The organism is Rothia sp. HC945, from assembly GCF_051370785.1.
GTDB lineage: Bacteria > Actinomycetota > Actinomycetes > Actinomycetales > Micrococcaceae > Rothia.
On record NZ_JBFCSN010000001.1, the window covers coordinates 1,840,521 to 1,866,632 of the forward strand.

The following is a 26,112-nucleotide window of genomic DNA, read 5'->3' on the forward strand; positions in this document are numbered from 1 at the left end:
GGTCAGTCCGGATGACTGAGACCTTTGCGAAGTCCCCGGGCTGGCTTGATTGGGACTCCGACATCGGCAGCCCGAATCTCGAGCTGCCGCACGGTGCGGTCGACTCCCACTGTCACGTGTTCGGGCCATCGACGGAGTTTCCCTTTGCGCCCGAGCGGAAATACACACCCTGCGACGCGGGGAAATACGATCTCCGAAACCTGCGCCGGACGCTGGGGGTATCGCGTTCAGTGATCGTCCAGGCCACGTGCCACGGTCGAGACAATTCGGCAATGCTCGATGCGCTCGACTTTTTCGGCGAGACCGCCCGCGGAGTGGCGACGGTCGGGCCGGATATCGGCCGCGAAGACCTCGAGTCCATGCACCAACGCGGAGTTCGGGGCGTCCGGTTCAATTTCCTCAAACGCCTGGTCGCCGAGGACCCTTCCGAAGACCTGTTGTCGGTCGCGGCGAAGATCAAGGAGTTCGGGTGGCACGTGGTCCTGTACTTCGAACCGGATGCATTGCCCGATATCGAACCGCTCCTGGCGCGGATTGATGTTCCCGTGGTGATCGACCACATGGGGAGACCGGATGTTTCCTCTGCCCCGACTCCCCGTGAATTCGGACGGTTTCTTGAGGCCGTCGACAGATATGAGGCGTGGGTGAAGATCAGCTGCCCCGAACGCCTTACGAAGACCGGGCCTTACGCCGAGCGGGGCGCGAAGAGTCTGTACGACGACGTCGTCCCGTTCGCCCGCAAAGTCGTCGAAGAGTTCCCCGAGCGGGTCCTGTGGGGCACCGACTGGCCTCATCCCAACCTGAAGACGCACATGCCGAATGACGCTGTGCTCCTGGATTACATTCCCCGCGTGGCGGAATCGGAGGCCGCACGGCGCGCGCTGTTGGTGGACAACCCGATGTCTCTCTATTGGCCGAGCCACTCCTCGCGGAAGCGCGAAGACGGCGGGGATGCCTGATGAACACGGCAAACTCGATCAATCGGATCAATCGGCTGCCCGTGACTCGGTATCACAAGACCATGATCGCGCTCATCGCGGTCGCGTACTTCTTCGAATTCGCGGACATCAATACTTTTGCCGCCACGGCTCCCGAAATCAGGAGAGTCTGGGGAATGTCCGTCCCGGACATCGGCTACATCACCTCGATTGCCTTTGTCGGCATGTTTCTGGGGTCTCTGGTGGGCGGCTGGTTGGCGGACCGATGGGGTCGCAAGTCCGCGTTGCTCTCGACCACGGTGTGGTTCTCGGTATTCTCGCTGCTCACCGCCGCGGCCTGGGACTTCACATCCATGGCCGTTCTCAGATTCCTCACGTCCGCAGGTCTCTCGGCGATGACGGTCATCGCAGTCATCTACGTCAACGAGGTATTCCCGGCCAGACTCCGCGGACGGTACCTTGCGTACGCCATGGTCATCGGCATTTGCGGAACACCCGTGACCACCTTCGTCGCCAGCTTGGTGATTCCCTGGAGCGATTCCAGTTGGAGGCTCGTGTATTTGTGGGGGGCACTCGGAGCCGTTCTCGTGCTCGGATTCAAGGTGCTGGTGGAGTCGCCGACGTGGCTTGAGAGCAAGGGCCGCGTGGCGCAGGCCGACAGCGTGTTGCGGCGGATGGAGGAGCGAGTATCCGCTTCCGGTGCGATTCTCGACGACGCCGCACCACCCGAGGAAGAAATCAGACGGTCGGCCAATACCCCGCTCAAAACACTCCTCCACAAGCGCTATCTCGCCCCCTTGCTGGTTCTTTCCGTCCTCTGGATCACCCAGACCGTCGGATTCTTCGGATATTCGAGTTGGGCACCGACGCTCCTGGCGGACCAGGGGTTCCTGGTCGAGAAGTCGATCTTCTACGTCGCTTTGACCACCGTGGGTGCACCCCTGGGCTCCCTGCTGGCCGCCTTCATCACGGACACCTTCGAACGGAAATGGCTCTTGGTTGTTTTCGGGGTTGTGATCGGCGTGTGCGGTCTGCTGTACGGCCTCACCTTCAACCCGGTCATGATCGTGGTCTTCGGGTTCCTGGTGAACATGTTCGAGCGGGGATACACGTCATTCGCGTACGCCTATTCCCCTGAACTGTTCGACACGAGGACTCGTTCCCTGGGCACCGGAATCACCTACGGGATCGGGCGACTGTCGAACGCCGTCGGACCACTGGTCATCGCCGCGATCTATGGGTCGTCCGGGTATTCCTCAGTCTTCGTCTTCATTGCATGCACGTGGTTCTTCGGCGCCGTGGTTCTGGCCCTGTTCGGGCGAAGAACGCGGGTCAGGAGCACCGAACCCGTGGAACCGATCGCAAAGGAACCGAAACTATGACAGCATCTCCGACATCCGCGGGATGGGTTGCCTCCCAGACGGCGATCCCGGCCCATTTCATGCGTGGCGGGACCTCGCGCGGACCGTTCTTTCACGTTTCCGACATGCCCGGTGACCGGGAGCTCAGGGACCGCGTTCTGGTATCGCTCATGGGCAGCCCCCATCCGCTCCAGGTGGATGGAATCGGGGGTGGCCATCCTCTCACCAGCAAGGCCGGCATCGTCTCGGGCTCCGACGAGGCCGGGATAGATCTCGATTTCGCCTTCGTGCAGCTCCATCCCGGGAGCACCAGCGTCCAGACAACCGCCAACTGCGGGAACATGCTCTCCGCCGTGGTGCCCTATGCGCTCGAGACCGGACTGATCGAACCCGGTGGAGAGACCACCACGGCAGTGGTCAGGACCCTCAACACCGGGCTGGTCTCAGAAATCACCGTCCGGACCCCAGAGGTCGGAACCGGTCCCGACTCGCGGCGCGTGGTGGCCTACGACGGTGATACTGCAATCGACGGCGTCGGGGGAACGGCTTCTCCCATCAGGATCATGTTCCGGGACACCGAGGGATCGGTGGCCTCGTCCCTGTTGCCCACGGGCCACGAGCGTGACGTCGTGGTCCTTGCCGGTGGGCGTGAACTCGAGGCGACCCTGATAGACAACGGCCAACCCATGATTCTGGTGCGAGCGGCCGACGTCGGGCGGACGGGATACGAGTCCACGGAGGAACTCAACGATGACGCCGATCTCAAGGAACTTCTCGAAGAACTGCGTATCGAAGGGGCGGGCCTCATGGGTCTCGGAGATGTGCGGGACAAGAGCTACCCGAAGATGACCCTCCTCGCCGAACCACGTGGTGGGGGTGCGGTCTCCACGAGATGCTTCATCCCGCACGTTGCGCACGAGTCCATCGGAGTGCTCGCCGCGGTAACGGTGGCGACCGCCGTCTGCATGGACGGAACCGTGGCCCATGACCTGGCCGAATCCGGGATCGGTCGCCAACGCACCCTCGCGATCGAGCACCCGAGCGGCAACTTCGACGTCGACCTGGAACTGTCCGACCGCGGCGAGGTGCTGCGTGCCGGGATCACCAGGACGGCACGTCTGCTGATGTCAGGAAACCTCTGGGTTCCCCGCACGGTGTGGGACCCCGAGAGCGAGATTCCAGGAACGGAGAGAACCGAGTCATGATCGTCGATTGCCACGGGCACTACACCACCGCCCCGGAAGCGCTAGGGCGCTGGCGGGAACAACAGATTGCGGAGCTGGACGGAGGTCCCGAACCCGACCCGGCCGGTCCGGAGATCACGGATCAGGAGATCAGCGAGAGCATCGAGGCCAATCAGTTGCGCCTGATGGACGAACGGGGCATCGACCTCACCGTCTTCTCGCCGCGGGCTTCTTTCATGGCACACCACATCGGGGACTTCCGCACGTCGTCGGACTGGGCGCGCATCTGCAACGACCTCTGTGCACGCGTTGCGTCCCTGTACCCGGACCGGTTCGCGCCCGCTGCCATGTTGCCCCAGTCGCCGGGGGTCGACCCCTCGACGTGCGTCGAGGAGATCGATCGTTGCGTCCGGGAACACGACATCGTGGCGATCAATCTCAACCCGGACCCCTCAGGCGGCTACTGGACGGCTCCACCACTGACCGACGAATCCTGGTTCCCGGTCTACGAGGCCATGACCGAGCACGGGCTCCCCGCCATGATCCATGTCTCGACGTCGGTCAATCCCGCCTTCCACACGACCGGGGCCCACTACCTCAACGCGGATACGACCGCCGTGATGCAGCTGATCCAGGGCGATCTGTTCGCCCGCTGGCCCGACCTGAAGTTCGTGATTCCGCACGGTGGGGGAGCCGTGCCGTACCACTGGGGTCGCTTCCGGGGCCTGGCCCAGGCTCTGGGTAAGCCCCGCCTCGAGGAGCACCTGCTCGGCAACGTCTACTTCGACACCTGCGTCTACCACCAGCCGGGAATCAACGAGCTGCTGTCCGTGATCCCGCACCGGAATGTCCTGTTCGCATCGGAAATGATCGGGGCCGTTCGGGGCGTGGACCCGGAGACCGACCAGTTCTTCGACGACACCGCCCAGTACATCAAGTCCGCCGCGCTGACCGACGACGAGCGGGCGAACATCTTCGAACGCAACGTCCGCGAGGTCTACGGCCGTTTGGACCGGCGCATCACGACCACCCGTTCCACGGAAGAGAAGGAGAACCGTACTCATGTTTGATCTCGGAATCGTTCACACCGATGTTCACCGGCCCGACCCCGAGCACGTTGCGGCCCTGGACCGATTCGACGTGCCGACCATTCACGAAGCCATGGGGCGCGTCGGGCTCATGCGCCCCTACATTCGTCCCGTCTATCCCTCCGCCAGAGTGTGCGGAACCGCCGTGACGGTGCTTCTGCAACCGGGCGACAACTGGATGCTCCACGTGGCCGCGGAGCAGGTCCGGGAGGGCGACGTCGTCGTGGCGGGGTGCACCACGGAGAGCGAGGACGGATTTTTCGGCGAATTGTTGGCGACGTCGATGCGAGCCCAGGGGGCCAAGGGGCTGGTGATCGACGGCGGATGCCGGGACACCACGCAGCTCGAGGATATGGACTTTCCGGTCTTCGCCCGGGCCATCAACTCGAAAGGAACGATCAAGGCCACCCTGGGATCCGTCAACGTGCCGGTGGTCTGCGCCAACGCGCTGATCCACCCGGGCGATGTGGTGGTGGCGGACCATGACGGAGTCGTCGTGGTCCCGAAAGACCGTGTGGAATCGGTGGCCCGGGCGGCGCAGGAACGAGTGGATCGGGAAGAGAGCAAGCGCAGGAAATTCAGGGACGGAACCCTGGGACTCGACCTCTACTCGATGCGCGAACCGCTCGAAGCCGCCGGGCTGAAATACATCGACTGAGCCGACGATCGAGAAAGGACACCTCATGGCCGAGACAGAGAATTTCGACCTCTCCCACGTGGGAGCCGTTGAACTCTACACCCCCGAATTCGAGAAGAGCCTCTGGTTCTTCCGCGACCTGCTCGCAATGCGCGAGATCGCCCGTATCGGCGACTCCTCGTACCTCCGGTGCTGGGACGAGTACGAGAACTACACCATCAAACTCACCGCTTCAGAAACCAATGGCGTGGGGCGCACGCTTTACCGAGCATCCAGTCCGGACGCACTCGAACGGCGGGTCACCGCGATCGAGGCGGCCGGGCTCGGGCACGGTTGGAAGGAACCCGAGGTCGGAGTCGGCCGGTCCTATGAATTCGAGGATCCGGACGGCCATCTCATGGCGGTGTACTACGAGACGGAACGCTACGTTCCCGACGACGAGGACACACCGGCGCTCAAGAACCAGGCCGCGGCCTACCCCGGGCGGGGAGTCAATGCACGGCGTCTGGACCACATCAATTATCTCGCGAAGGACGTCAATGCGGTCGGTGAATTCTGGCGAGATGTGATGAAGGCGCGGGAATCCGAGCGCGTCAGGCTCGATCGAGGAGGGTACGGTGCCTGGTGGTTCAGGTTCCAGCAGAAGTCCTACGACGTCGTGTACTCGGACGACTGGACGGGTGAGCGCGGGCGCTTCCATCACCTGGCCTTCGCTCCGGATACTCGCGAGGACATTCTCAAGGCCGCGGACATCTTCCTGGAAAACGGCGTGTACATCGAGTACGGGCCGTACAAGCACGCGATCAACCAGACCTTCTTCCTGTACGTGTGGGAGCCCGGCGGAAACCGCATCGAACTGGCAAATGCCGGTGCGCGACTGGTGATGGACCCCGACTGGCCGGTGGTCGAATGGTCCGAGGCGGAACGTGCCAAGGGGCAGGCCTGGGGCATGAAGACGGTGCCGACCTTCCATACCCACGGCACGCCGTACGTGAGGGATCAGGAGCGTATTGACCGCGAAGCCATGGACGGCGTCCGGCACGAACAGGTCAAAGAGGTCTACACGGACTGACCCCGATGCGTGCCGGAGTGCACGGCCCGTTTCGCATAGTGATCCCGAAATATGGGGCGTCCCCGTGCCGGAGTAGCCTGGGGCACAAAGGCCTGGGTCGCCGGTCACACGGCTCACCCCGGGTCTGTCATGAGCACTTCTGAAAGGATCCCCGCTTCACGATGTCCACCTTGTCCGACCAGATCAGCGCAACTATTTCAAGTAATGGGAGCGAGATGGTCGCGTTGCGCCGCGAGCTCCATCAGATTCCCGAGCCCGGGCTGCACCTCCCCGAGACCAATGCTCGGCTCCGGCAGGAATTTGAGGCGTTGGGCATGGACATGACCGATGCTCAGGAGGTCTCCGGGTTCACCGCGGTGCTCCGGGGCGGCGCCGGTGCGTCGTTGCCGATCGAGAAGCGGCCGATCGTTCTCCTGCGCGCCGATATGGACGCCCTCCCCGTGACCGAGGAGACCGGGCTGAGCTGGGCCTCGACCAACGGGGCGATGCACGGATGCGGACACGACATGCACATGGCCGGCCTGGTCGGGGCGGCACGAGCGTTGCACGCGGTGCGCAAGGAGCTGAAGGGCGACGTCATCTTCTTTCTGCAGCCCGGCGAGGAGGGGTGGGACGGCGCCCAGCACCTGATCGACGAAGGTCTGCTGGAGTCCGCGGGACGGCTGCCTGACCACGCCTACGGCCTGCACGTGTGGTCCGCGCAGTACCCGAGCGGAACCATCGTGTCGAAGCCCGGACCGCTGATGGCCTCCTCGGACACGATCAACGTGCGGGTTCACGGCGTCGGCGGTCACGGGTCGGCCCCGCACAAGGCGTTGGATCCCGTGCCGGTGGCCGCGGAAATGGTGACGCAGTCCCACGTTGCGGTCACTCGGGAGTTCGACATCTTCGACCCGGTGGTCGTGACCTGCGGCAGCGTGGTTGCCGGCTCGACGGCCAATGTCATCCCGGACCATGCAACCGCCAAATTCACCCTCCGGGCCTTCGACCCCGACACTCGCAACCGACTCATCGATACTTTGGTCCGCCTGTTCGAGGGGGTCGCGGCCGCTCACGGCACGACGTGCGAGATCGAGGTCAAGAAGCTGTATCCGGTCACCACGAATGACGACGACGAGACGGGCTTCCTCTCGGAGGTCACCGAGGAGGTCTTCCCCGGTCGCTGGTCGGAGCTGACCGATCCCGTGGGTGCCGCCGAAGACTTCTCCAAGATCCTGGAACGCATCCCGGGAACCTTTGCCTTCGTCGCCGCGGTGGACCCGGACAAGGACCCGGAGACAGCTGCCTTCAACCACTCGCCGTTCGCGACCTACGACGATTCGGTACTGGTGGACTGCTCACGCCTCCTCGCGGAGCTCGCCGCACGACGGCTCAGCGTCTGAGAGCCCCCTTAACTTCCCTCCTCACTACACCTCGAAAGGACCAGTATGAGTTCCTCGAGCACCGCGACGGCGCCCGCCCCGAGCAAGCAGTCGCACGCCAAAACCCTCCTGGGCACCGGTATCGGCAACGCCCTGGAGTGGTTCGACTGGAATATCTACGCCAGTTTCGCCGTATATTTCTCGACCCAAATCTTCAACGACGACAACCCGCAATCGGCCTTCCTGGAGACCATGGCGGTCTTCGCGGTCGGGTTCGTGGCACGGCCATTCGGCGGCTTCGTGTTCGGTTTCCTGGGCGACCGGTGGGGGCGTAAACGCTCCCTGACGCTTGCCGTGGTCTGCGCCTCGATAGGGTCGCTGATCGTTGCGGTCTGCCCCACGTACGACAAGGTCGGTTGGCTGGCCTCGGCCCTCCTGCTGCTCGGCCGGCTCGTCCAGGGGCTATCCCACGGTGGTGAACTCCCGGCGGCCCAAACCTATTTGGCGGAGCACGCACCGCGCGAGAAGCGTGGCCTGTTCGCGAGCTCGATCTATGTGACCGGAACGATCGGACTGGTCTGCGGACTGGTGCTCGGGCTCGTCCTTCAGGGCGCCCTGACCGAGGACCAGATGAACTCTTGGGGTTGGCGGGTGCCCTTCCTGGTGGGCGCATTGCTCGGCGTCGTCGCCATTTGGATCCGTTCCTCGATGGAGGAGTCCGAACTGTTCACCGAGCACATGGAGGCCGTGGAAAAGCAGGAGGTCAAGAAGGAGAACATCCTGCTGGCCGTCCTCAAGAACTGGAGGACGGGTCTCCAGGTCATTTTCCTGACCGCAGGTCTCACGATCGCCTACTACGTTTGGTCCGTATCCATGGCCTCCTTGGCGACGACGACGTTCGGGTACGACTCCCAGACCGCCTTCACCGCCTCCCTCATCGGCAACGTGGTGTTCATCCTGGTCCTGCCGTTCTGGGGCATACTCTCGGACAAGATCGGGCGGAAACCGTGCATCCTCATCGCGATGCTCGGGAGCCTGGTCCTGTCGATCCCGATGATCAAACTCGTCTCCGGAGGAGAAGGGTGGCAACTGATCCTCGCGATCTGCGTTCAGCTGGTCCTGCTGGGCGGATTCCTCAGCCACGCCCCGGCAACGTACGCGGAGATGTTCACGACCGACCAGCGCACGGCCGGTTTCGGGATCCCGTACTCGATCGCCATCGCCCTCTTCGGCGGAACCGCAAGCTACGTGCTGACGGCGCTCGGCGACCCGTACAAATTCGCGGTCTACACGATGGTGTTCCTGGCGCTGTCGGCCCTGACCGTCCTGACCCTGCCGGAGACGAAGGGCAAGGACCTGAGGTAGCCGGCGCTCGCGGTCGGTCGTGGATCCGCGCTTCGCGGGGTCGTCCCTGTGCCGAGTCAGTCATAACGTTCGTCGGCCGTGACCCAGACCGGGAACGGATCGGGCATCACATTCCACGTCTCCGGTGCGCTGAGCAGTTCTCGGTCATTGAGCGTGGCATCGTCGAGGGCCTGCGTCAGGCGAGTCGGTTGGAGATCGACGCCGGTCAGGATGATGTCCTGACCAAAGCTGAGGGGCTCTTGGGCGGCGTCGTCCCTGGCCAGGGGCTCTATGACCATGGCTCCACCGGCGTGGCTCCACTGGGCCGTGACGCCCTGCCGTGTGGCGAGGCGGCAGAACCCGCACGACCGGATGACCGAACCGCCCGTACCGGGCTCGATGTACTCGTCCAGGACTCGTTGCAATCGCAGCGGGTGGAACGGCCGAGGGTTGGTGTACCGCATGGAGGCCACTCGTGGGTTCCGGTGCGGCGTTGTGTGCTGACCGTTCAGGTGGGCGATCCATCCCGGGCGGATACGGAGTCCCGGGTGCCGCAACTCGATCTGGTCGGTGGCCATGGATCCATGCTCCGGGCGGGGTTCGGGCTCGACATCGTGCAACCGCTTGCCGTGATAGCCGTCCCTGACGACCTCGGCCAGGGACTGAGCTCGCCGATCACGGAAACCATGAGGGAGTCGTCTTCGGATGGAAGATTCCGGCCGTTGACCACCAGGGCCGTTGAGCAGTACTCGATGTGCTGGGCGGCGAACAACGACCTGGCCGTCACGGCCTGGAACGGCATGCCGTGATGCACTTGGAGATGCTCGACCCGGTCCGTCCGGGACAGCTCGCTGAAGAAGTGCGTCGCGTCCAGCACGCAGACGACGTCGACGAGCCGCGTGGGCTCCTCCGGGTCCGCGAGCGAGCCGATGACGTCCAGAATCGGTGCCTGGATCGGGTATTCCACCACGACGCCGTCCGCCTGGGCCCAGGGGATGAGGGCCATCGCTTCCCGGATGGGGTCCATCGCGATAGCCAGCCTCTCGGCAGTGATCACTTCGAAGCCGGTTTCGCTCGCGATTTTCTGTGCGTGGAGGCGACGCTCGGGTTCGCACGTGCCGACGACGGCGATCACGGCGGTCCTGTCCATGGGCTTCTCCTTAGTTCGGCCGGGTCCTGATGCGTGGTTGGGATTCGTGTGGTTCGATCTTCTACTGTACTCTGTGAATGAGAATCAATAGCAATAAGGAGAATCATGAAGGTTCGAGCATCACTGCGATCGTTGAAGAATCAGCCCGGTGCGCAGGTCGTCAAGCGCAAGGGTCGGATCTACGTGATCAACAAGCAGAACCCGCGCATGAAGGGCCGGCAGAAGTAAATCCGGCGGGGGTCCTGTGCGGTTCCTGTCGCGAGGTGGCAGTCTTGTGTGGTTTCTGGCCCGATTTCGTCCCAAATATGCCACCTCGAGGGGGAGCGGCGGGTAGTGTCACGTCGCGGGGCGGCGTCTGACCGGGGCATTCCGGCAGTCCCCATCACCAGCCGAACCGCTATCGACCCGAACGAGGACCCATCGTGAGCACCACCTTGATCACCGGCGCATCGTCCGGCATCGGCGAGGAGCTTGCCTCGCGGTTCGCGGAGCGGGGAGAGGACCTCGTTCTCGTGGCGCGACGCAGGGACCGGCTGGACGCGCTCGCTGACAGGATCGGCGACGAGTTCGGTGTCGACGTCGAGGTGATCGACATGGACCTCTCCGATGTGCACGCCGCCCGCGAACTCCGAGACCGGGTCGGTTCCCGGCGGATCGACACGGTCATCAATAACGCCGGTTTCGGTCTGAGCGGCGACGTCGCCGACCTGGATCCCGAGGACCTGGACGCGATGGTGAGGGTCAACTGCCTCGCCCTGACCGGGATCACGTCACGATTTCTGGGGGACATGGTGGCGCGAAATCACGGAACCATCGTCAACATTGCCTCGACCGCTTCCTACCAGCCCGTTCCGCACATGGCGGTCTACGCGGCGTCCAAGGCCTTCGTGCTGTCATTGACCGAGGCCCTGTGGGCCGAAGCCGCCGAGCACGGGGTCAGGGTCCTGGCCGCCTGCCCCGGCCCGACCGAGACCGAATTCTTCGAACACGCCGGGCGGAAGGCCGCCGTCGGGCGCATGCGATCAACCGGGCAAGTGGCCGATGCTCTCATGGAAGCCCTCGACGGGCGCTCTCCAAGCTTCGTCGACGGGTGGCTCAACCGCCTCATCGCCCAAGGATCATCATTTCTGCCGAAGAGGTGGGTGCTCAAGATCGCCGGCGCGGCCGTGAACTGACTCGCGTACCAACCCGTGCGCTCGAGGCCGGCCCCCACGGAGTGGGCTGACGGCGAATTCCTGGACAGCTCTCAGCCGTGGGGAGCACTCTGGGATACATGCACGAACACCGCGGTGACTGCGAACAAATTGCCCAGCTCATGACCGGTACTCGGAGGACGGCACGCGCGCCGTGACGGGAAACCAACGCCATAATCACCGGGGAGAGCGAGGAACGCGACCAGTATCCCCGGGCCCACGCCGCGCCGGCCTACATCCTCCACCTCAGGGGATGGCCGTTGACCCAGGAGTACCCGACCCAGGGCAGCGCCATGGCACGAGACGTCAAGGGGGCCGCCTTCGCGTGGCTCGGTCAGGAGAAGAATTCATGAAAACACTCATCAGTTCCGTCGGCGTCTTCAACGGCGAAATTCTCTTGGAAGGTCTCCACGATGTCGTCTTCGACGACACCGGCATCCTCTCGGTCCAGGCCGCCGGAACGTGCGAGGCGGCCGCCGCGGAGGTGGCCGTGGACGGGACCGGACGGACCCTCCTTCCCGGCCTCATCGACTCCCACGTGCACATCACGGACCCCCAGCAACTGGACCAGTTGCTCGATCACGGTGTCACCACCGCGTTGGACATGGCCATGTGGCCATTCGAGTTCCAACAGCAGATTCGTTCGGAGGAACACGGCACCGCGATCCTCACCGCGGGCGCACCGCTCGTCTCCCCTCACGGAACACATGCCCAGATCCCGAACTTTCCCGCAGCATCGATGGCGGACGACGCCGAGGGCGCCCGCAGGCTCGTGCGTGAGCGCGTCGATCAGGGCAGCGACTACATCAAGATCATCCTGGAGAACCCGGATCATGGTGGTTTGGAGGCCGACGTCGCCCGGGCCGTGGTCGATGAGGCACACCGTGCAGGGAAATTGGTGGTTGCCCATGCTGCGGCCGCCGGTGCCTACGAGATCGGGGTGGAGGTCGGCGTCGACATCCTGACCCACGCGCCGCTCGACAAGAAACTGTCGCCGCGCCTGCTGACCGACATGCTCCAGAAGCACATCGTCTCCTCGCCCACGCTGACCATGATGAAGGGGACCGCCGAGTTCTACGCCGCCCAGGGGCTCGACTTCGCCTACGCGAACCAGGCGGTCGCCGACATGCACAGGGCCGGAAGCACGATCCTGGCAGGTACCGACGCTAACCAGGCGCCCGGCGTCCCGGCGAACGTGGTCCACGGAACCTCGATCCACGAGGAACTCGGGTTGCTGACACAGGCCGGCCTCGCCCCCGTGGTAGCGCTCCAGGCGGCCACGAGCCTGACCGCCAAGGTCTTCGGGCTGGAGGATCGCGGCGTCGTCGAACCCGGGCGTCGTGCCGATCTGGTTCTCGTGACCGGGGATCCAACCCGTGACATTACCGTGACCGAGAACCTCGAAGGGGTCTGGATAGGAGGTCGCCCGACGTCGCCCCGATCTGCCCCGCGCGACCAATGACACGCTTGCCGCTGCGATGAACCGGCACCCGTCCCCGGCCTCGCTGGCCACCACCGAGGAGAATGACGGCGAGTTCAGCGAGGCGGTGACGGCCCGACTCCAGACAGTTGCTTGGGTGTCACCAGGAGATGGCCGTCCATTTCCTGCACCTGGTCCTTGCGGGCGTGTTCGACCGACACCCCGATCTCAAGCCCATCCTGGGTCACTGGGGCGAGTGATTCCGTTCTTCCTGGAACGTCTCGACGAGATGTTGTCGACCCGAATCTCGCGGTCTAGGAGAGCGCTGCGACGTCGTCGATGACGTAACATGTATCACTGGCCACTGTGACCTGACGGAAAGACCAAGTATGAGCGAGTCCTCTTCGAAACCTGTCTCGACCAGCACCCAGGGAGAGAGCCTGGAACGGGGACTCAAGAACAGGCACCTCCAGCTCATTGCGATTGGTGGAGCCATCGGGACCGGGTTGTTCTTCGGCTCCGGCAAGCTGACCAACCTGGTCGGCCCCGGCCTGCTTCTGGTTTACGCACTGATCGGCTTCGTCCTCTTCTTTGTGATGCGCGCCCTCGGCGAGTTGTTGCTGTCCAATCTCAACTACAAGACGTTCGGCGACATCGCGAAGGACAACATCGGCCCGTGGGCCGGGTTCATGGTGTCGTGGAACTACTGGTTCTCCTGGGTGGTGGGGTGCGTTGCCGACCTGGTCGCCATCACCGCCTACATTCAGTTCTTCTGGCCGGACGTGCCCGTCTGGCTGCCGGCGCTGGTCACGGCGATCGGCTTGATCGTGCTGAATCTCCAGCCGGTCAAGGCCTTCGGCGAGACGGAGTTCTGGTTCGCGATCATCAAGATCGTCGCGATTCTTGCGTTGATCTTCGTAGGCATCGTGCTGGTGCTGACCGGGTACGAGAGCGGTGACGGAACCCGGGCGGCGGTTTCGAACCTCTGGACCCACGGTGGCTTCTTCCCGACCGGCATCACCGGATTCGTGCTCGGATTCCAGTTGGCGATCTTCTCCTTCATTGGGATGGAGCTCGTGGGCACCACGGCCGCCGAGACGGAAAACCCGCACCGCAACCTGCCTCGGGCCATCAACTCGATCCTGTTGCGCATCGTCGTCTTCTACATCGGGTCGCTGGGAGTGATCATGATGGTCACCCCGTGGGATCGCATCGATCCCGAACAGAGCCCCTTCACCACGATGTTCAGCAACACGGGTTTTGCCGCCGCCGCGTTGGTGGTCAACCTGGTGGTCCTGACGTCGGCGGCTTCGAGCGCCAACTCGGGGGTATATTCTGCTACCCGCATGTCTTTCGGGCTGGCGAAAGACGGTCACGCCCCCAAGGCGCTGGACTATACGACCCGGCGTGGTGTGCCCATGAAAGCCGTCTTCTTCACGACGGTCTTCCTGTTCGCCGCAATCCCGATCCTGTTGGGCGGCGATGCCCTGACGCAGGCGTTCACCGTGGTCAGCTCGATTTGTTCCGCGGACATCCTGTTCACGTGGGGATCCATCGTGGTCAGTTACATCATGTACCACCGGCGTCACCCGGACCGGCACCGTGCTTCTGGGTTCCGCATGCCGCTGCCCCGCATTGCCCCGTGGGTGGTCCTGGCCTTCTTCGTGTTCATCGCCTTCACGCTGACGCTCAGTCCCGATACCAGGATCGCCGCAATCCTCAGTCCCTTCTGGTTCCTGCTCCTTGCGGTGCTGTGGCAGGTGGTCAAGCGACGCCTCCAGAAGCAGCACCGGCCGCTGACCTCCGAGATCCCCTTGGTCTCGGCGCGGGAAATCCGGCAACACTTCGACGACGCCGAGGACAAGTAGCCGTCAGGCCGAAGGCGACGCCGGACTCACACTTTTGTGAGGGTGAGTGTGGCATGAGGCTCATGCGGTGGAGCGCACCGGACCGGCGCGGAACGGTTTACACTGCGGATTGACCCGACGGACCGATCCCCACCCGCAAGCAAAGGACCCCATGTCTCACCGCATCATTGGACGCAGAAGCTTCGACTTCGAGAAGCAGGTTGCGGTGATGGCGGTGATCAACCGGACGCCGGATTCCTTCTACGACCGTGGAAGGACCTATGAGATCGATGCCGCGGTCTCGTCCGCGGTGCGGGCCGCCGAACAAGGTGCCGACTGGGTCGATATCGGGGGTGTGCCCTTCGGGCGCGGACCCGCGGTCAGCCCGGCCGAGGAACTCGACCGCATTGTTCCGGTGATCGAACAGGTTGCGGCTGCGAGCGACGTCGTCATCTCGGTGGACACGTACCGCGCAGAGGTCGCGGAGGCGGCTACCGCTGCGGGCGCATCCGTCATCAACGACACCAGCGGATTCTCCGACCCCCGGATGGCGGCGACGGTCGCCGAGTCGGGGGCGCACGTCGTCATCACCCACAGTGCCGGTAGGCCGCGCGAGGAGAAGCCACCGGCCAGGTACGCCGACGTGGTTGATGACGTCTGTTCATTCCTCTCCGAGCGGGTCGACCAGGCCGTGGAGGCGGGCATCCCGCGTCAGAACATCATCCTCGACCCCGGGCACGACCTGGACAAGAACACCCTTCACACGCTCGACATCACGCGGCGGCTCGACGAGATCGTCGGCCTCGGTCTTCCGGTGCTGGCGGCAGTCTCCAACAAGGACTTCATCGGCGAGGCCATCGATCGTCCGCAGGGAGAACGCCTCCACGGTTCGATTGCCGCGATGATGGCGTGCATCGAGCGAGGAGCGCGGATCGTCAGGATGCACGACGTCGCCTCCGCCGTGGACGCGGCCCGCATGTATGAGGCCATCCTCGGGTGGCGGGAGCCCGTCCGAGTCGAGCACAACGCCCAGTCAGGAGGGAATGTATGAGCATCGACCAGTTGTTTCCGACCGCCCGGCAGGGACTGACCGACGAGCAGTTGCTCACCCTCTACGCGCCGCGCACCGCCGACGACGGCGCCTGGCTGCGCATGAACTTCGTGGCCAGCCTCGACGGCGCCGTTGCGGTCGACGGGGTTTCGGGGAGTCTGGGCGGCCCAGGCGATTTCCGGGCCTTCGAACTCCAGCGGTACCTGGCCGACGTCGTGCTCGTGGGTGCCGGAACGGTGCGGGACGAAGGATACGGCGCCATGGTCCTCCCACAGGAGGCCACCCAGTGGAGGGCAGATCACGGTCTCGCGGCCCAACCCGTCTTCGCCCTGATCAGCGGGTCGGCCGATCTGTCCCCGGACGCGGAAACCTTCTCCGGGGCACCGGTCCGGCCCCTGGTCTTCGTGTCTGCTGATGCCGACGAAGCGTGCCGCGACGCACTCGCGGAGGTCGCCGACGTCGTCATTGCCTCGGTTCCTGGCGGAGCGGCCATCGATCCTCGCATCGTGCGAGCGCACCTGGTCTCCCGCGGGCTGACACGGATCCACGGCGAAGGCGGCCCCCGGGTCTTCGGCTCGTTCCTTGAGGCCGGAGTCGTGGACGAACTGTGCCTGACGATGGCCCCGAAGCTCCTGGGCGGACGGGCCGGCCGCATCGCCGCCTCGGAGTCGTCCGTCCCGACGCAGATGGACCTCGCCTCCGTGCTCCGGTCCGAGGATGAGCTTCTGCTTCGGTATATCCGGAAGTGAATCGCCGGGCCGGGTGAGTCGCGTAGTCAGGGCCGGGGGCCGTGGCGTGGTGGCGAGCGCTCGCCGTCAGGCCCCGCCCCGCAACCACTGGCCCGTCGCGGACTCCTCGCACGCGGCGACGTCGGCCGGGACACCGGAAACCAGGATTCGGCCACCGCGGTCACCGGCGCCCGGCCCCATGTCGACGACCCAGTCGGCACCGGCCACCACCCGCAGGTCGTGCTCCGCGACGATCACGCTGTTCCCCTGATCGACCAGCCGGTTGAGCTCGCCGACCAGAAGGTCCGTGTCCGCGGGGTGCAGGCCCGTGGTCGGCTCGTCGAGCAGGTAGACGGTATGCCCCCGGGGTGCCCGCTGGAGTTCCGTGGCGAGCTTGATCCGCTGGGCCTCGCCGCCGGAGAGCTCCGTGGCGGGTTGGCCCAGGGTGAGATAGCCGAGACCCACGCCGTTGAGCGCCCGCAGGGAACGGGACACGGTCTTGTCCTCGCCGAAAAAGTCGAGAGCGTCACGCACGGACAGGTCCAGGACCTTGGCGATGGTCTTTCCGTTCCACGTGACCTCGAGCGTCTCCGGGTTGTACCGGGCACCGTGGCAGTCGGGACACGGAGAGTAGCTGCCCGGCAGGAACACGAGTTCGACCTCGATCTGTCCCTCACCCTGGCAGGTGGGGCAACGTCCCTCCGTCACATTGAACGAGAACCTGCCGATGCCCCAACCGCGCGCCTCGGCCTCTGGCGTCGAGGCGAAGAGCTTGCGCACGCGGTCGAACAGGCCGGTGTATGTGGCCAGGCATGACCGAGGGCTGCGGCCGATGGGCTTCTGGGTGATCTGCACCAGGCGGTCCACGACGTCGGCCCCGGCCACCGAGTCGATCGCGGGGGACTCGCCCGGGTCGTCGTCGTTCTCGAGCACGCTCGAACGGGCGCTGTCTCGCAGAACCGGGGCCAGGACTTCGCTGAGGAGCGTGGACTTGCCCGCGCCGGACACACCGGTCAGTGCCGTGAACGTGCCCAAGGGGAAGGACACATCGATGTTTCGGATATTCCGCGCTTTCACACCGCGCAGTGTCAAGTGACTGGTGGCTTCCCGGGCGTCGTCCGCGGTTTGCGGATCGGGCAGGGGCTGGTACAGGTACGGTGCGGTCTTCGAATCGGCGACGTCGGCGAGATCGCGGACCGGCCCGGAGTGCAGGACCCGTCCGCCGTCAACACCGGCCGCCGGTCCGACGTCGACCGCCCAGTCCGCCCTCTCGACCAAGCGCATGTCGTGCTCGACCAGCAGCACCGAGTTGCCGTCCTCGATGAACCGCTCGAACAGGTCCAGGAGAACACCCTTTTCGCTGGGGTGCAGGCCGGCCGAGGGCTCGTCCAGAACATAGGCGACCCCGAAGAGCCCGGATCGCAACTGGGCCGAGAGCCGGAGCCGTTGCATCTCCCCGGTCGAGAGCGTTCGCGCCGGGCGGTCGAGGCTCAGGTGACCGAGCCCCAGCCCGACCATGGTCTCCAGCACGGGAACGACATTGGGAAGGAGAAGACGTTCCGCCTCGACCTCGGGCGTCTCCGTTTCGTCGAGGACCTCAGCCCACCTGTCCCGGAGTAGTGTCAGGACCTCTTCGGCGGAGCGGGCATTGAGCTCGTAAATCTTCAACCCCAGATAGTCGACCGTGAGCGCATCGGGGTTCAGCCGGTGGCCGCGACAGGTCGGGCACTCGAAGGTGTCCAAGTAGCGGAGGGCACGGGCCCGTGTCTTCTCCGACTTCGCCTGCTCCACGGTCTGCAGCAAGTACCTGTTGACCGACCGCCACCGGCCTTTGTAGGTGCCTTGGGCCTGATCGACTCCGCGCACCGGGCGGACCTCGACCACCGGTTGTTCCTCGGTGAACAGGATCCAGTCCCGGGTTTCCTGGGGTACTTCGCACCAGGGCCGGTCCATGTCGACGACGTCGAGCGTTGCCAGGATGTCGTGGAAATTCTTGCCGAGCCAGGCCCCGGGCCACGCCTGGATCGCGCCGTCGTTGATGGACAGACGGGGGTCTGGCACCATCGACCGTTCGGTGGGTTCGTGAAGCACACCCGACCCGTGACACTGCGGACACATGCCTTCCGGGGTATTGGGGCTGAACGCCTCGGCGAGCAAACGACCCCCGTGCACGGCGGATCCGCGGTCGAGCGGTTCATCGGGGTGCTCGCCTGCACGAGAGTAGAGCAGACGAATGCCGTTGGAGAGCGTCGTGATGGTGCCGACGCTCGAGCGGGCGCCCCCGCCGCCGGTCCGCTGCTCGAGGGCCACCGTGGGAGGAAGCCCCGTCAACGACTCGACGCGAGGGTCCATCGTGCTCCCGATCAACCGGCGAGCGAACGGGGCGATCGACTCCAGGTAGCGACGTTGGGACTCGCCGTGGATCGTCCCGAACGCGAGCGACGACTTGCCCGATCCCGAGACTCCCGTGAATGCGACGAGAGATCCCCTGGGGAATGCGGTACTGACGTGTTGGAGGTTGTGCAGGTGGGCGTCCCTGACGACGACGTCGCCCCCTCCCCATTCGGTAGCAGGGCGGTGTCCGGAGGGGTAGGGGCTGGGAGCGGGCTGCTGGTCGGGGCGTGGTTCGGAATGCGGCATGTCTTCGAGGCTAACGGGAATTCGAGTCGATGCCACCGACGCGAGGCTCGCACGGGATTGCCACCTCGACGCCGGAGGGTCGGGCGCGGGGCGTCGTGGGAGGAACGGAGCGCGCCGGCCGCCGCACGCACCCGCCGCGCGCCCGCAGGCCACCCACACCCCCGCAGGCCACCCACACGCCCGGCGTCTCCGACCAGCATCAGGCCTTGCGCTTCTGGATCCCCTTCGGCAGATCCATGGGACCGGCGAATACCCCGGTCCACACGGCGCCCAGGATGGTGAGTACCCCGGTCGCGACCACGGCCAGGGGCAGTGACGCAAGGCTGAGCAACAGTGCCACGATCGCGGGCCCGCCGAGTTTGCCCGAATTGTTGAAGACGGCCCAGATGCCCAGGAACTTGGCTCGTCCGACCTTGGGGCTGAGGTCGGCGCCGATGGTCATATTGACCCCGGCACCCAGACCGTTGCCCACGGCCATGACGACCACGGCAATGATCGTCCACACCAGGACCGGTTGGATGCTCATGATCAGGAACCCACCACCGAAGATCACCAGGCACACGATGAGCACGGCCGTGCGTCCGAGGCGGTCCTTGATGTACCCGCCGGGGAACATCAGGACCAGTTCGAGCGCGGCCCCCAACGCGACCAGCAAGGAAATGCCCGACTCGTGCAGGTGAATGTGGACGCCCCACAGCTGGATCAGGGTGGGCTGAGCCGCCCGCGCGATCGAGAGAATCGTGACCGCGATGCCGGCCAAGAGCACCGCCTTCCACCGAACCCGCAGTTTCCGGGACGCGGGTTCGTTCGGGTCGGCGAGGGCGGCAGTCGGCGTCGTCGCCGTGCTCGTGGATTCCATCGCGTCGAACCCGCGGTTGAGCGCCGGAATGCACAGCACGACGACGGCGAGCACCGCACACATCGCGCTGAACACGTAGACCGACCACAGCGGGAACCACAGCAGAAGCATCGCACTGATCATCGGCCCCACCAGGTTGCCCACGCGCTGTGTCCCACCGAGTGCCGTCATGGCTTTGCCCATGTGCATCGCGGGTATCTTGTCGGCGACGACGGCCTGCCTGGCGAGACTCCAGATGTCCTGGACCGGTGCGAGCAGCATGAGCAGGACGATGTACATGACCAAGGCGAACGGATCGGGGAGCGAACCACTCAGGGAAAGCACCAAGAGGCTGGTCACCACCACGGCCGCACCGGTTCCGAAGATCATGGCCCGGCGGTCGCCCACTTTGTCGATCAGCACACCCACCGGGACCGTCAGGATGAGGCTCGCCGCGCCCATCAGGGAAACGACGGCACTGGCAAGAGCGCCGCCGGCGCCCAAGCTCAACGCCGAGAGAATCAGCACCGGGACGGTGGACCCCACCCCGATCGCGAACAAGAGGGAAGGCACGATAACCGGCCAGAAGATGGGGCGGAGCATGGCTTCCACCCTACTCGCGGCATTTCGGCACGTCAGATGACTCTCAGGCCGGAGATTCACGACCTGCCGAGCCGCCCCGCACGACGTCGGAATCGGTGGTCCCCGGCACAATGGCCGAATTCACACCCAAATTTCTTTCGAACCAGAAATAAACGCCCTGCGCCCTCAGTTGTTGTCGAAGGTCGCGGGTTCTCGCGGCCGCGCACATTGCTTGAGAAGGGAGGGATCATGTCGGCAAGCCGTATGTTCACTTTGAATCGGAATTCATCCAATACTCGACTCGTCACCGTCCTGCTGGCGGTCGGTACTTTTGCCTTCGGGGTCGGCGAATTCGCCTCGATGACTCTCTTGCCGTCGATCTCTTCCGAGATGGGCGTCGACGAGGGCACCGCGGGGCACATCATCACCGCGTACGCCCTCGGCGTCGTCCTGGGCGCGCCGGTCATTTCCGCCGTGGGCGCCAAATGGCCTCGCAAGCCGTTGCTCCTGGGCCTGCTGCTCCTGCTCACCGCGGGGAACCTGTTCGTCTCGGCCGCACCGTCGATGTCCTGGCTCGTCGCAGGCAGGTTCGTCTCCGGTATTCCCCACGGGGCCTTTATCGGACTGGCCATGGTCACGGCCTCGAGCATCAACCTGCCCACCAAGCAGGCCCGCGCCGTGAGCACCGTGCAAATGGGAATCACCGTGGCAACCATTATCGGCGTCCCGCTGTTCACCCTCGTGGGGCAATTCGGCGGTTGGCGCGCAAGTTTCGTGCTGATGAGCGTGATCTCCGCGATCGCTCTGGGCATGCTGTGGAATACCGTGCCGAACCAGGCCGGGAACAAGGCCACGAACTCGCGCGTCGAACTGTCCGCACTCACCAACCCCAAGGTCCTGTTGACCCTGGTGACGGGGGCGATCGGTTTCGGCGGCATCTTCGCCGTGTACTCATACTTCAGCTCGGCCTTCGAGGGCTCCCACGCGGGTCCCGGTTGGGCGATGTCCCTGATCCTCATGCTCTACGGAGTCGGCTCCACGGTAGGAAGCTACGTCGCCGGATTCATCCATGCCAAGATCCTTCTGCCCGCCGCGATGGCTTTCCAGGTGCTTCTGGGGCTTTCGGCGGTGCTCTACGCCGTCGGGATCGGCAACGCCTGGGTCACCGGGATCGCGATGGTCCTCATCGGAGCCAGCGGGGGAATGGTCGTTCCCCTGCAGACCCGGTTGATGATGGCCGCGGGCGACGCCCAGACCATGGCGGCCGCGATGAACAATGTCGCGTTCAACCTCGCGAATGCTCTCGGCCCGTTCCTCGCGGGAACGGCGATGTCGAACGGGAGCAGCTGGGCCTCAACCGGCTGGATCGCGGCGGCGCTCGCGCTCTGCGGACTGTTCCTCCTCGGGGCCAACGTGCTCTCCGACCGGCGCACCCCCGTGACCCGCTACGCCGTGCGTTTCGAGCCGCAGACTCTGACCGTTCCGATCACCGGAGTCGTCCCCGTCGCCAAATGACGTCCGGTTACCGAACTGTCGACGTCGTCGACCCGGCGCGAGTACTTTCAACGTGATCAATCGACGCACCGAATGAAAGCAGACAGTTCACTATGATCCTCACCGGACTCGTCGTCGGCGCCCTCTTGGGAATCGTCATGCAGCGCGGACGCTTCTGCGTGACGGGCATGCTCAGGGACATCTTCCTCCAACGCTCGTGGCGAACGTTCACGGCACTCATGGTCGTGATCGCTGTTCACGGCGTGGGCATCGCGGCGTTGACCTCGGCCGGCGTGATTTCCCCCGAGTACGAGGGGTTCGCGCCCGTCGCCGTCGTCGTCGGAAGCCTCATGTTCGGCCTGGGCATCGTTCTGGCCGGCGGATGCGCCTCGGGAACGTGGTACCGGGCGGCCGAAGGGCTGGTTGGCTCCTGGATCGCCCTGGCGATGTACGCCGTGTCCTCCGCCGCCATGAAGAAGGGCGCACTGGGCGGATTCACCACCTGGATGAAGCAGTGGGACACCGGTCTGACCACCGTGCCCGCCGCGCTCGGCGTCTCCCCGTGGATCTTCGCGATCCTCGTGCTCGTGGTGGCAGGCCTGATGGTGCGGCACTTCCTGCTCAAGGAGCGTCGGATCGCCAAACCGGCAGCACCCAGCAACCGCCCGCGGTGGAAGCGGCCGCTGCACTTCTACACGGCCGGTGCCCTGATCGGCCTGATCGGCGTCGTTGCCTGGCCGCTTTCCGCGGCTACTGGGCGCAATGACGGACTCGGCATCACGACTCCGTCCTCCAACATCGTGAAGTTCGTGGTGACCGGGGACGGCGGCTCGATCGACTGGGGCGTCATGCTGGTGCTCGGCCTGTTCGTCGGCGCCTTCGTGGCGGCAAAGGCCAGCGGTGAATTCCGCGTCCGCGTGCCGGACGCCAGGACCGCGACCCGGTCCGTCGCGGGCGGAGTCATGATGGGTGTCGGGGCCTCCCTTGCGGGCGGGTGCACCGTGGGCAATGGCATGGTCCAGACGGGCCTCTTCACGTTCCAAGGTTGGGTCTCGCTCGTGTTCATCGCCCTCGGCGTCGGGTTGGGTGCCAAGCTGTGGCTTCGCCCGACGACGTCGCTCCGCGTTTCTCGCGACGCCACCGGATCCGACGGGGTCGTTGCTTCGGGCGTTCCGTCAGGCTCGGAGGATGGCACGTACTCGACCAGCGAGAGCCTCGACAACACCCTGACCGTGGCTTCCGACGGGCGGTCGATCGAACCGGCACCGATCGGTTCGGGGTCGGTCGGTTCGGAACCTGTGGGGGCCGGTACCGGACGGGCGGAGACGACGTCGGGTTCTGCGGTTTTCGGCGGGTTCGCTGCGGTTCCCAACGCCGTCGGGATCAAGGAGAAATCCCAGGCTTCGTCGACGCTGCGTGAGCTCGGGAACGGGTACTACGCCTTGGATTCCCTGGGCGCCGTCTGCCCCTTCCCGCTGATCGACGCGAAGGACGTTATGACGACCCTGGACTCCGGCGACCACTTGGTGATCGATTTCGACTGCACCCAGGCGACCGAGGCCATCCCTCACTGGGCTGCCGAGGACGGTCACGAGATCACCGACTTCCGGGAGAAGGGCGACGCGAGCTGGCAGATCACCCTGCGCAAGGCCTGACGCGGTCGGCGGAGGATGCCGCCACCAACCCCGAGAGCGAACACCTCATACAACATGAAAGAGGGCCGGCGCGGAACATGTTCCGCGCCGGCCCTCAGTGTGGTTCTGGCTTGATGCGTCAGCCGACCCAGCTGACGTTGACGAAGGGTTCGAACGGGGCGCTCTGGACCAGCGTGGAATCCTTGAGATCCAGACGACCGTTCTCGGAGGCGACCGTGAAGTGCTCGGTCTGACCGCCGACCGTGATGTCGACGCTGTAGGTCGCATCCGGTGCCGGTGCTTCACCGATGCCGTTCGGGCTGGGAACCTTCAGGTAGTAGACCGTGGGGTCGGTGACCGACTTGACCAGGACGGCCTGGTTGATGACCTCGGGACCGCTCTGCTGCGCGTCCTCCGCCTGGTGGGTGCCCTGATCCTGCGACGAGCCGGCATCGGTTGCAGCAGGAGTCTCTGCGTTTGCCGGACCCATCGCCAGCATTCCCCCGCAGAGGGCCAATGCGGCACCAGCGGCTGTCATGGAAACCTTGCGGCTGATTGCCTGAGTGCGGGTCATTTTTCATCTCTCCTTTGTCGATGGATCCCGGAAGCCTTGCGGCTCAGCAGGACGTCTTCACGCTATCGCACGATTTTCGGAGGTAGACGAGACCGTGATGGTGGTGTCCGGCCGGTCACGGATTGATAACCCGCGAATGGCCGGGACGAAAAGGGAGAACGACGACGCCGACGGGCCGTGCCGTCAGCCGGCCGTAACTCGATCGTTACCGAACCTGGAGGGAATTCACAGCCTCAGCATGGTCCTGAGCACGCTGGCCCGTCCTCGCGCCCATACAGCAACTCTCCACGGCCAGGTGAAAGCGGCATGAATGCATACGTTCCCAATGTTTGCCTGTCCGAAAACCTCGACGGATAGCTTGATCGGGTCAATCCCCCAGTACACACGACAGTGAGGTATGACCCCGTGCATCACGCATCGCCATCGTCGCACCAAGGCCTGAGCCGTCGAAAGCTTCTCCAACTCAGCGGAGTCTCCGCAACCGCCCTGGCCTTGGGCATGAATCTTCCCCGGGCCGAGGCCTCCGTTGCGGCCCCGGACCCGCAGCTCACCGCACCGTTCGGTTTGGGGGTGGCCAGCGGCGCCCCGAGGCCGGACGGCGTCGTCCTCTGGACACGGCTCGCCCCACAGCCCCTGGCCGAGGACGGAAGCGGCGGAATGCCGCAGAGTCCCGTGGCCGTGACGTGGGAGGTGGCGCGGGACCAGAATTTCGTCGGCATCGAAAAGAAGGGTGAAGCCCTTGCCCAGCCCGACCTGGCCCATTCCGTCCATCCGCGGGTCGACGGGTTGCGATCCGGGACCGAGTACTTTTACCGATTCCGCGTGGGCGACCAGATCAGCCGGGTCGGCAGGTTCCGAACCCTGCCCGCCGCCGGGACCTCGGTCTCGAAGTTCTCCTTCGGATTCGTGTCCTGCCAGGCCTGGTACCACGGGCATTACACGGCCCACAAACACCTCGCCCAGGAACCCGATCTCGATCTCGTCCTGTTCCTCGGCGACTACATCTACGAATACGGGATCACGCCGGAGAACATGTGGCGGCAGGGGGCCGAGGTCGGGGCCGCGCACTCCGTGGAGGCCGTGACCCTGGAGCAGTACCGGCTCCGGTACTCCCTGTTCAAGACCGATCAGCACCTCCAGGACGTCCACGCCCGTGCGGCTGCCGCGGTGATCTGGGACGACCACGAGGTGCAGAACAACTACACCGGCAAGACCCCGGCCGTGTCCACCCCTGACCCGAACTTCCGAACCCGCATCGCCGCGGCCTACCGGGCTTTCTACGAGAACATGCCGCTCGACGTCGAGGCCCTCCCGCAGGGCGACACGAGCGACATCACCACGTCGATCGACGTCGGGAACCTGATTCGATTCGCACTGCTCGACAGCCGGCAGTTCCGTGACCCGGCACCCGTGGACGAGGTGGACCGGACGAGTCCTCAGCGCACGATCCTGGGCGCCGACCAGGAAGCGTGGGTCGCGAACCAGTTGCGGACCAGCTCCGCGACCTGGAATATCCTGGCCAACGGGGTGGTCCTTTCCCCGATTTCGCCCGACAAGGTCGACATGTGGGACGGTTACCCCGCAGCGCAAACCCGGATGCTCGAGGCGATGAGCAGGGCTTCCAACCCGGTCATGCTGGCAGGGGACATCCACAAGCACGTGGCCGCGGAGCTCAAGGCCGACTATGCGGACCCGAACAGCCGGACGACCGGCGTCGAACTCGTGTGCAGCTCGATCGCCTCGGACGGAGACGGCGCCGTGACCGACAAGCACACCGCGGAGTGGACCCGGCATCCCTACGTCAAGCACTACGACGGCCGTCGTGGCTATGTCCACGTGACCGTGACCCCCAAGGACATGGTCTCGACCTTCTACTCGGTCGACTGGGTCCAGAGCGACGACCTGGCGCCCAAACAGGTTTCCGCACGCTTCTGCACCAGGGCGGGCCAGATGGGGCTGAGCCCCATGTGACCCGC

The 26,112-nt window shown here is 65.0% G+C and carries 22 protein-coding genes; 17 read left to right on the forward strand and 5 right to left on the reverse strand.

Annotation, left to right across the window (positions count from 1 at the left end; genetic code table 11):
• The first annotated feature begins 11 nt into the window (after positions 1 to 11).
• The 8 genes from AB0Y14_RS08195 to AB0Y14_RS08230 all read left to right on the forward strand — a co-directional run bounded on the left by AB0Y14_RS08195 (position 12) and on the right by AB0Y14_RS08230 (position 9,006).
• Positions 12 to 959 carry an amidohydrolase family protein gene (locus AB0Y14_RS08195; RefSeq protein WP_436588695.1) on the forward strand — a complete coding sequence of 316 codons (948 nt, stop codon included), beginning with the start codon at positions 12 to 14 and terminating at the stop codon, positions 957 to 959.
• The gene (locus AB0Y14_RS08200; RefSeq protein ID WP_436588697.1) at positions 959 to 2,320 is read left to right on the forward strand and encodes an MFS transporter; all 1,362 of its coding nucleotides are present in this window, start codon (positions 959 to 961) and stop codon (positions 2,318 to 2,320) included. The genes AB0Y14_RS08195 and AB0Y14_RS08200 overlap by 1 nt, the downstream gene beginning before the upstream one ends.
• Entirely contained in the window at positions 2,317 to 3,504 is a 1,188-nt protein-coding gene (locus tag AB0Y14_RS08205; protein ID WP_436588698.1) for a 4-oxalomesaconate tautomerase, read from the forward strand. The genes AB0Y14_RS08200 and AB0Y14_RS08205 overlap by 4 nt, the downstream gene beginning before the upstream one ends.
• Positions 3,501 to 4,553 carry an amidohydrolase family protein gene (locus tag AB0Y14_RS08210; RefSeq protein WP_436588700.1) on the forward strand — a complete coding sequence of 351 codons (1,053 nt, stop codon included), beginning with the start codon at positions 3,501 to 3,503 and terminating at the stop codon, positions 4,551 to 4,553. Before AB0Y14_RS08205 ends, AB0Y14_RS08210 begins: the two co-directional genes overlap by 4 nt.
• Complete coding sequence (gene ligK, locus AB0Y14_RS08215; protein ID WP_436588702.1) at positions 4,546 to 5,229, forward strand: 4-carboxy-4-hydroxy-2-oxoadipate aldolase/oxaloacetate decarboxylase; 684 nt, start codon at positions 4,546 to 4,548, stop codon at positions 5,227 to 5,229. The genes AB0Y14_RS08210 and ligK overlap by 8 nt, the downstream gene beginning before the upstream one ends.
• 25 nt (positions 5,230 to 5,254) lie before the next feature.
• Complete coding sequence (locus AB0Y14_RS08220) at positions 5,255 to 6,280, forward strand: VOC family protein (RefSeq protein WP_436588704.1); 1,026 nt, start codon at positions 5,255 to 5,257, stop codon at positions 6,278 to 6,280.
• Between the two features lie 161 nt (positions 6,281 to 6,441).
• Complete coding sequence (locus tag AB0Y14_RS08225) at positions 6,442 to 7,662, forward strand: M20 metallopeptidase family protein (protein WP_436588706.1); 1,221 nt, start codon at positions 6,442 to 6,444, stop codon at positions 7,660 to 7,662.
• 45 nt (positions 7,663 to 7,707) lie between these two features.
• On the forward strand, positions 7,708 to 9,006 hold the full coding sequence (locus tag AB0Y14_RS08230; RefSeq protein ID WP_436588708.1) for an MFS transporter: 1,299 nt from the start codon (positions 7,708 to 7,710) through the stop codon (positions 9,004 to 9,006).
• A gap of 56 nt (positions 9,007 to 9,062) precedes the next feature.
• Here the strand turns inward: AB0Y14_RS08230 and AB0Y14_RS08235 are convergent, their stop codons facing one another.
• Both AB0Y14_RS08235 and AB0Y14_RS08240 read right to left on the reverse strand, forming a co-directional pair.
• Positions 9,063 to 9,563: a GTP-binding protein gene (locus tag AB0Y14_RS08235; protein WP_436588710.1), complete on the reverse strand. Its 501-nt coding sequence runs from the start codon at positions 9,561 to 9,563 to the stop codon at positions 9,063 to 9,065.
• Positions 9,494 to 10,135 carry a hypothetical protein gene (locus tag AB0Y14_RS08240; RefSeq protein ID WP_436588712.1) on the reverse strand — a complete coding sequence of 214 codons (642 nt, stop codon included), beginning with the start codon at positions 10,133 to 10,135 and terminating at the stop codon, positions 9,494 to 9,496. The genes AB0Y14_RS08235 and AB0Y14_RS08240 overlap by 70 nt, the downstream gene beginning before the upstream one ends.
• A 105-nt stretch (positions 10,136 to 10,240) precedes the next feature.
• Between AB0Y14_RS08240 and ykgO the strand changes: the two genes are divergently transcribed.
• From ykgO to AB0Y14_RS08270, 6 genes are all read left to right on the forward strand, one after another.
• Positions 10,241 to 10,363 (forward strand): type B 50S ribosomal protein L36, encoded by a 123-nt coding sequence (gene ykgO, locus AB0Y14_RS08245; RefSeq protein ID WP_129316372.1) that lies wholly within the window; start codon positions 10,241 to 10,243, stop codon positions 10,361 to 10,363.
• A gap of 194 nt (positions 10,364 to 10,557) precedes the next feature.
• Complete coding sequence (locus AB0Y14_RS08250) at positions 10,558 to 11,310, forward strand: SDR family NAD(P)-dependent oxidoreductase (RefSeq protein ID WP_436588714.1); 753 nt, start codon at positions 10,558 to 10,560, stop codon at positions 11,308 to 11,310.
• A 367-nt stretch (positions 11,311 to 11,677) separates the two neighbouring features.
• Entirely contained in the window at positions 11,678 to 12,790 is a 1,113-nt protein-coding gene (locus AB0Y14_RS08255) for an amidohydrolase family protein (RefSeq protein ID WP_436588716.1), read from the forward strand.
• A gap of 347 nt (positions 12,791 to 13,137) precedes the next feature.
• The gene (locus AB0Y14_RS08260; protein ID WP_436588717.1) at positions 13,138 to 14,616 is read left to right on the forward strand and encodes an amino acid permease; all 1,479 of its coding nucleotides are present in this window, start codon (positions 13,138 to 13,140) and stop codon (positions 14,614 to 14,616) included.
• A 151-nt stretch (positions 14,617 to 14,767) separates the two neighbouring features.
• The gene (gene folP / locus AB0Y14_RS08265) at positions 14,768 to 15,646 is read left to right on the forward strand and encodes a dihydropteroate synthase (RefSeq protein WP_436588718.1); all 879 of its coding nucleotides are present in this window, start codon (positions 14,768 to 14,770) and stop codon (positions 15,644 to 15,646) included.
• Positions 15,643 to 16,395, forward strand: coding sequence for a pyrimidine reductase family protein (locus AB0Y14_RS08270; protein WP_436588719.1), 753 nt, complete (start codon positions 15,643 to 15,645; stop codon positions 16,393 to 16,395). The genes folP and AB0Y14_RS08270 overlap by 4 nt, the downstream gene beginning before the upstream one ends.
• Before the next feature lie 66 nt (positions 16,396 to 16,461).
• Here AB0Y14_RS08270 and AB0Y14_RS08275 read toward each other — a convergent pair whose 3' ends face one another.
• On the reverse strand, positions 16,462 to 19,014 hold the full coding sequence (locus tag AB0Y14_RS08275) for a hypothetical protein (RefSeq protein WP_436588720.1): 2,553 nt from the start codon (positions 19,012 to 19,014) through the stop codon (positions 16,462 to 16,464).
• A gap of 199 nt (positions 19,015 to 19,213) precedes the next feature.
• Complete coding sequence (locus AB0Y14_RS08280; protein WP_436588721.1) at positions 19,214 to 20,455, reverse strand: MFS transporter; 1,242 nt, start codon at positions 20,453 to 20,455, stop codon at positions 19,214 to 19,216.
• Between the two features lie 243 nt (positions 20,456 to 20,698).
• On the opposite strand from AB0Y14_RS08280, the gene AB0Y14_RS08285 reads away from it, so the two are divergent.
• Positions 20,699 to 21,949 carry an MFS transporter gene (locus tag AB0Y14_RS08285; RefSeq protein ID WP_436588722.1) on the forward strand — a complete coding sequence of 417 codons (1,251 nt, stop codon included), beginning with the start codon at positions 20,699 to 20,701 and terminating at the stop codon, positions 21,947 to 21,949.
• Between the two features lie 92 nt (positions 21,950 to 22,041).
• Positions 22,042 to 23,583, forward strand: coding sequence for a YeeE/YedE thiosulfate transporter family protein (locus AB0Y14_RS08290; RefSeq protein WP_436588723.1), 1,542 nt, complete (start codon positions 22,042 to 22,044; stop codon positions 23,581 to 23,583).
• A 118-nt stretch (positions 23,584 to 23,701) separates the two neighbouring features.
• Here the strand turns inward: AB0Y14_RS08290 and AB0Y14_RS08295 are convergent, their stop codons facing one another.
• Positions 23,702 to 24,136 (reverse strand): hypothetical protein, encoded by a 435-nt coding sequence (locus tag AB0Y14_RS08295; RefSeq protein ID WP_436588724.1) that lies wholly within the window; start codon positions 24,134 to 24,136, stop codon positions 23,702 to 23,704.
• Positions 24,137 to 24,541: 405 nt separating this feature from the next.
• Here AB0Y14_RS08295 and AB0Y14_RS08300 point away from each other — a divergent pair, with 405 nt between their 5' ends.
• Entirely contained in the window at positions 24,542 to 26,107 is a 1,566-nt protein-coding gene (locus AB0Y14_RS08300; RefSeq protein ID WP_436588725.1) for an alkaline phosphatase D family protein, read from the forward strand.
• Positions 26,108 to 26,112: the final 5 nt, after the last annotated feature.

Bases quoted from the DNA above. Each gene is read 5' to 3' on its own strand.
- AB0Y14_RS08205 (WP_436588698.1), top strand. From the start codon at position 2,317: ATGACAGCATCTCCGACATCCGCGGGATGGGTTGCCTCCCAGACGGCG.
- AB0Y14_RS08260 (WP_436588717.1), top strand. From the start codon at position 13,138: ATGAGCGAGTCCTCTTCGAAACCTGTCTCGACCAGCACCCAGGGAGAG.
- AB0Y14_RS08230 (WP_436588708.1), top strand. From the start codon at position 7,708: ATGAGTTCCTCGAGCACCGCGACGGCGCCCGCCCCGAGCAAGCAGTCG.
- AB0Y14_RS08225 (WP_436588706.1), top strand. From the start codon at position 6,442: ATGTCCACCTTGTCCGACCAGATCAGCGCAACTATTTCAAGTAATGGG.
- AB0Y14_RS08240 (WP_436588712.1), bottom strand. From the start codon at position 10,135: ATGGACAGGACCGCCGTGATCGCCGTCGTCGGCACGTGCGAACCCGAG.
- ligK (WP_436588702.1), top strand. From the start codon at position 4,546: ATGTTTGATCTCGGAATCGTTCACACCGATGTTCACCGGCCCGACCCC.
- AB0Y14_RS08220 (WP_436588704.1), top strand. From the start codon at position 5,255: ATGGCCGAGACAGAGAATTTCGACCTCTCCCACGTGGGAGCCGTTGAA.
- AB0Y14_RS08255 (WP_436588716.1), top strand. From the start codon at position 11,678: ATGAAAACACTCATCAGTTCCGTCGGCGTCTTCAACGGCGAAATTCTC.
- folP (WP_436588718.1), top strand. From the start codon at position 14,768: ATGTCTCACCGCATCATTGGACGCAGAAGCTTCGACTTCGAGAAGCAG.
- AB0Y14_RS08285 (WP_436588722.1), top strand. From the start codon at position 20,699: ATGTTCACTTTGAATCGGAATTCATCCAATACTCGACTCGTCACCGTC.
- AB0Y14_RS08295 (WP_436588724.1), bottom strand. From the start codon at position 24,136: ATGACCCGCACTCAGGCAATCAGCCGCAAGGTTTCCATGACAGCCGCT.
- AB0Y14_RS08270 (WP_436588719.1), top strand. From the start codon at position 15,643: ATGAGCATCGACCAGTTGTTTCCGACCGCCCGGCAGGGACTGACCGAC.
- AB0Y14_RS08280 (WP_436588721.1), bottom strand. From the start codon at position 20,455: ATGCTCCGCCCCATCTTCTGGCCGGTTATCGTGCCTTCCCTCTTGTTC.
- ykgO (WP_129316372.1), top strand. From the start codon at position 10,241: ATGAAGGTTCGAGCATCACTGCGATCGTTGAAGAATCAGCCCGGTGCG.
- AB0Y14_RS08235 (WP_436588710.1), bottom strand. From the start codon at position 9,563: ATGGCCACCGACCAGATCGAGTTGCGGCACCCGGGACTCCGTATCCGC.
- AB0Y14_RS08195 (WP_436588695.1), top strand. From the start codon at position 12: ATGACTGAGACCTTTGCGAAGTCCCCGGGCTGGCTTGATTGGGACTCC.
- AB0Y14_RS08290 (WP_436588723.1), top strand. From the start codon at position 22,042: ATGATCCTCACCGGACTCGTCGTCGGCGCCCTCTTGGGAATCGTCATG.
- AB0Y14_RS08210 (WP_436588700.1), top strand. From the start codon at position 3,501: ATGATCGTCGATTGCCACGGGCACTACACCACCGCCCCGGAAGCGCTA.
- AB0Y14_RS08200 (WP_436588697.1), top strand. From the start codon at position 959: ATGAACACGGCAAACTCGATCAATCGGATCAATCGGCTGCCCGTGACT.
- AB0Y14_RS08275 (WP_436588720.1), bottom strand. From the start codon at position 19,014: ATGCCGCATTCCGAACCACGCCCCGACCAGCAGCCCGCTCCCAGCCCC.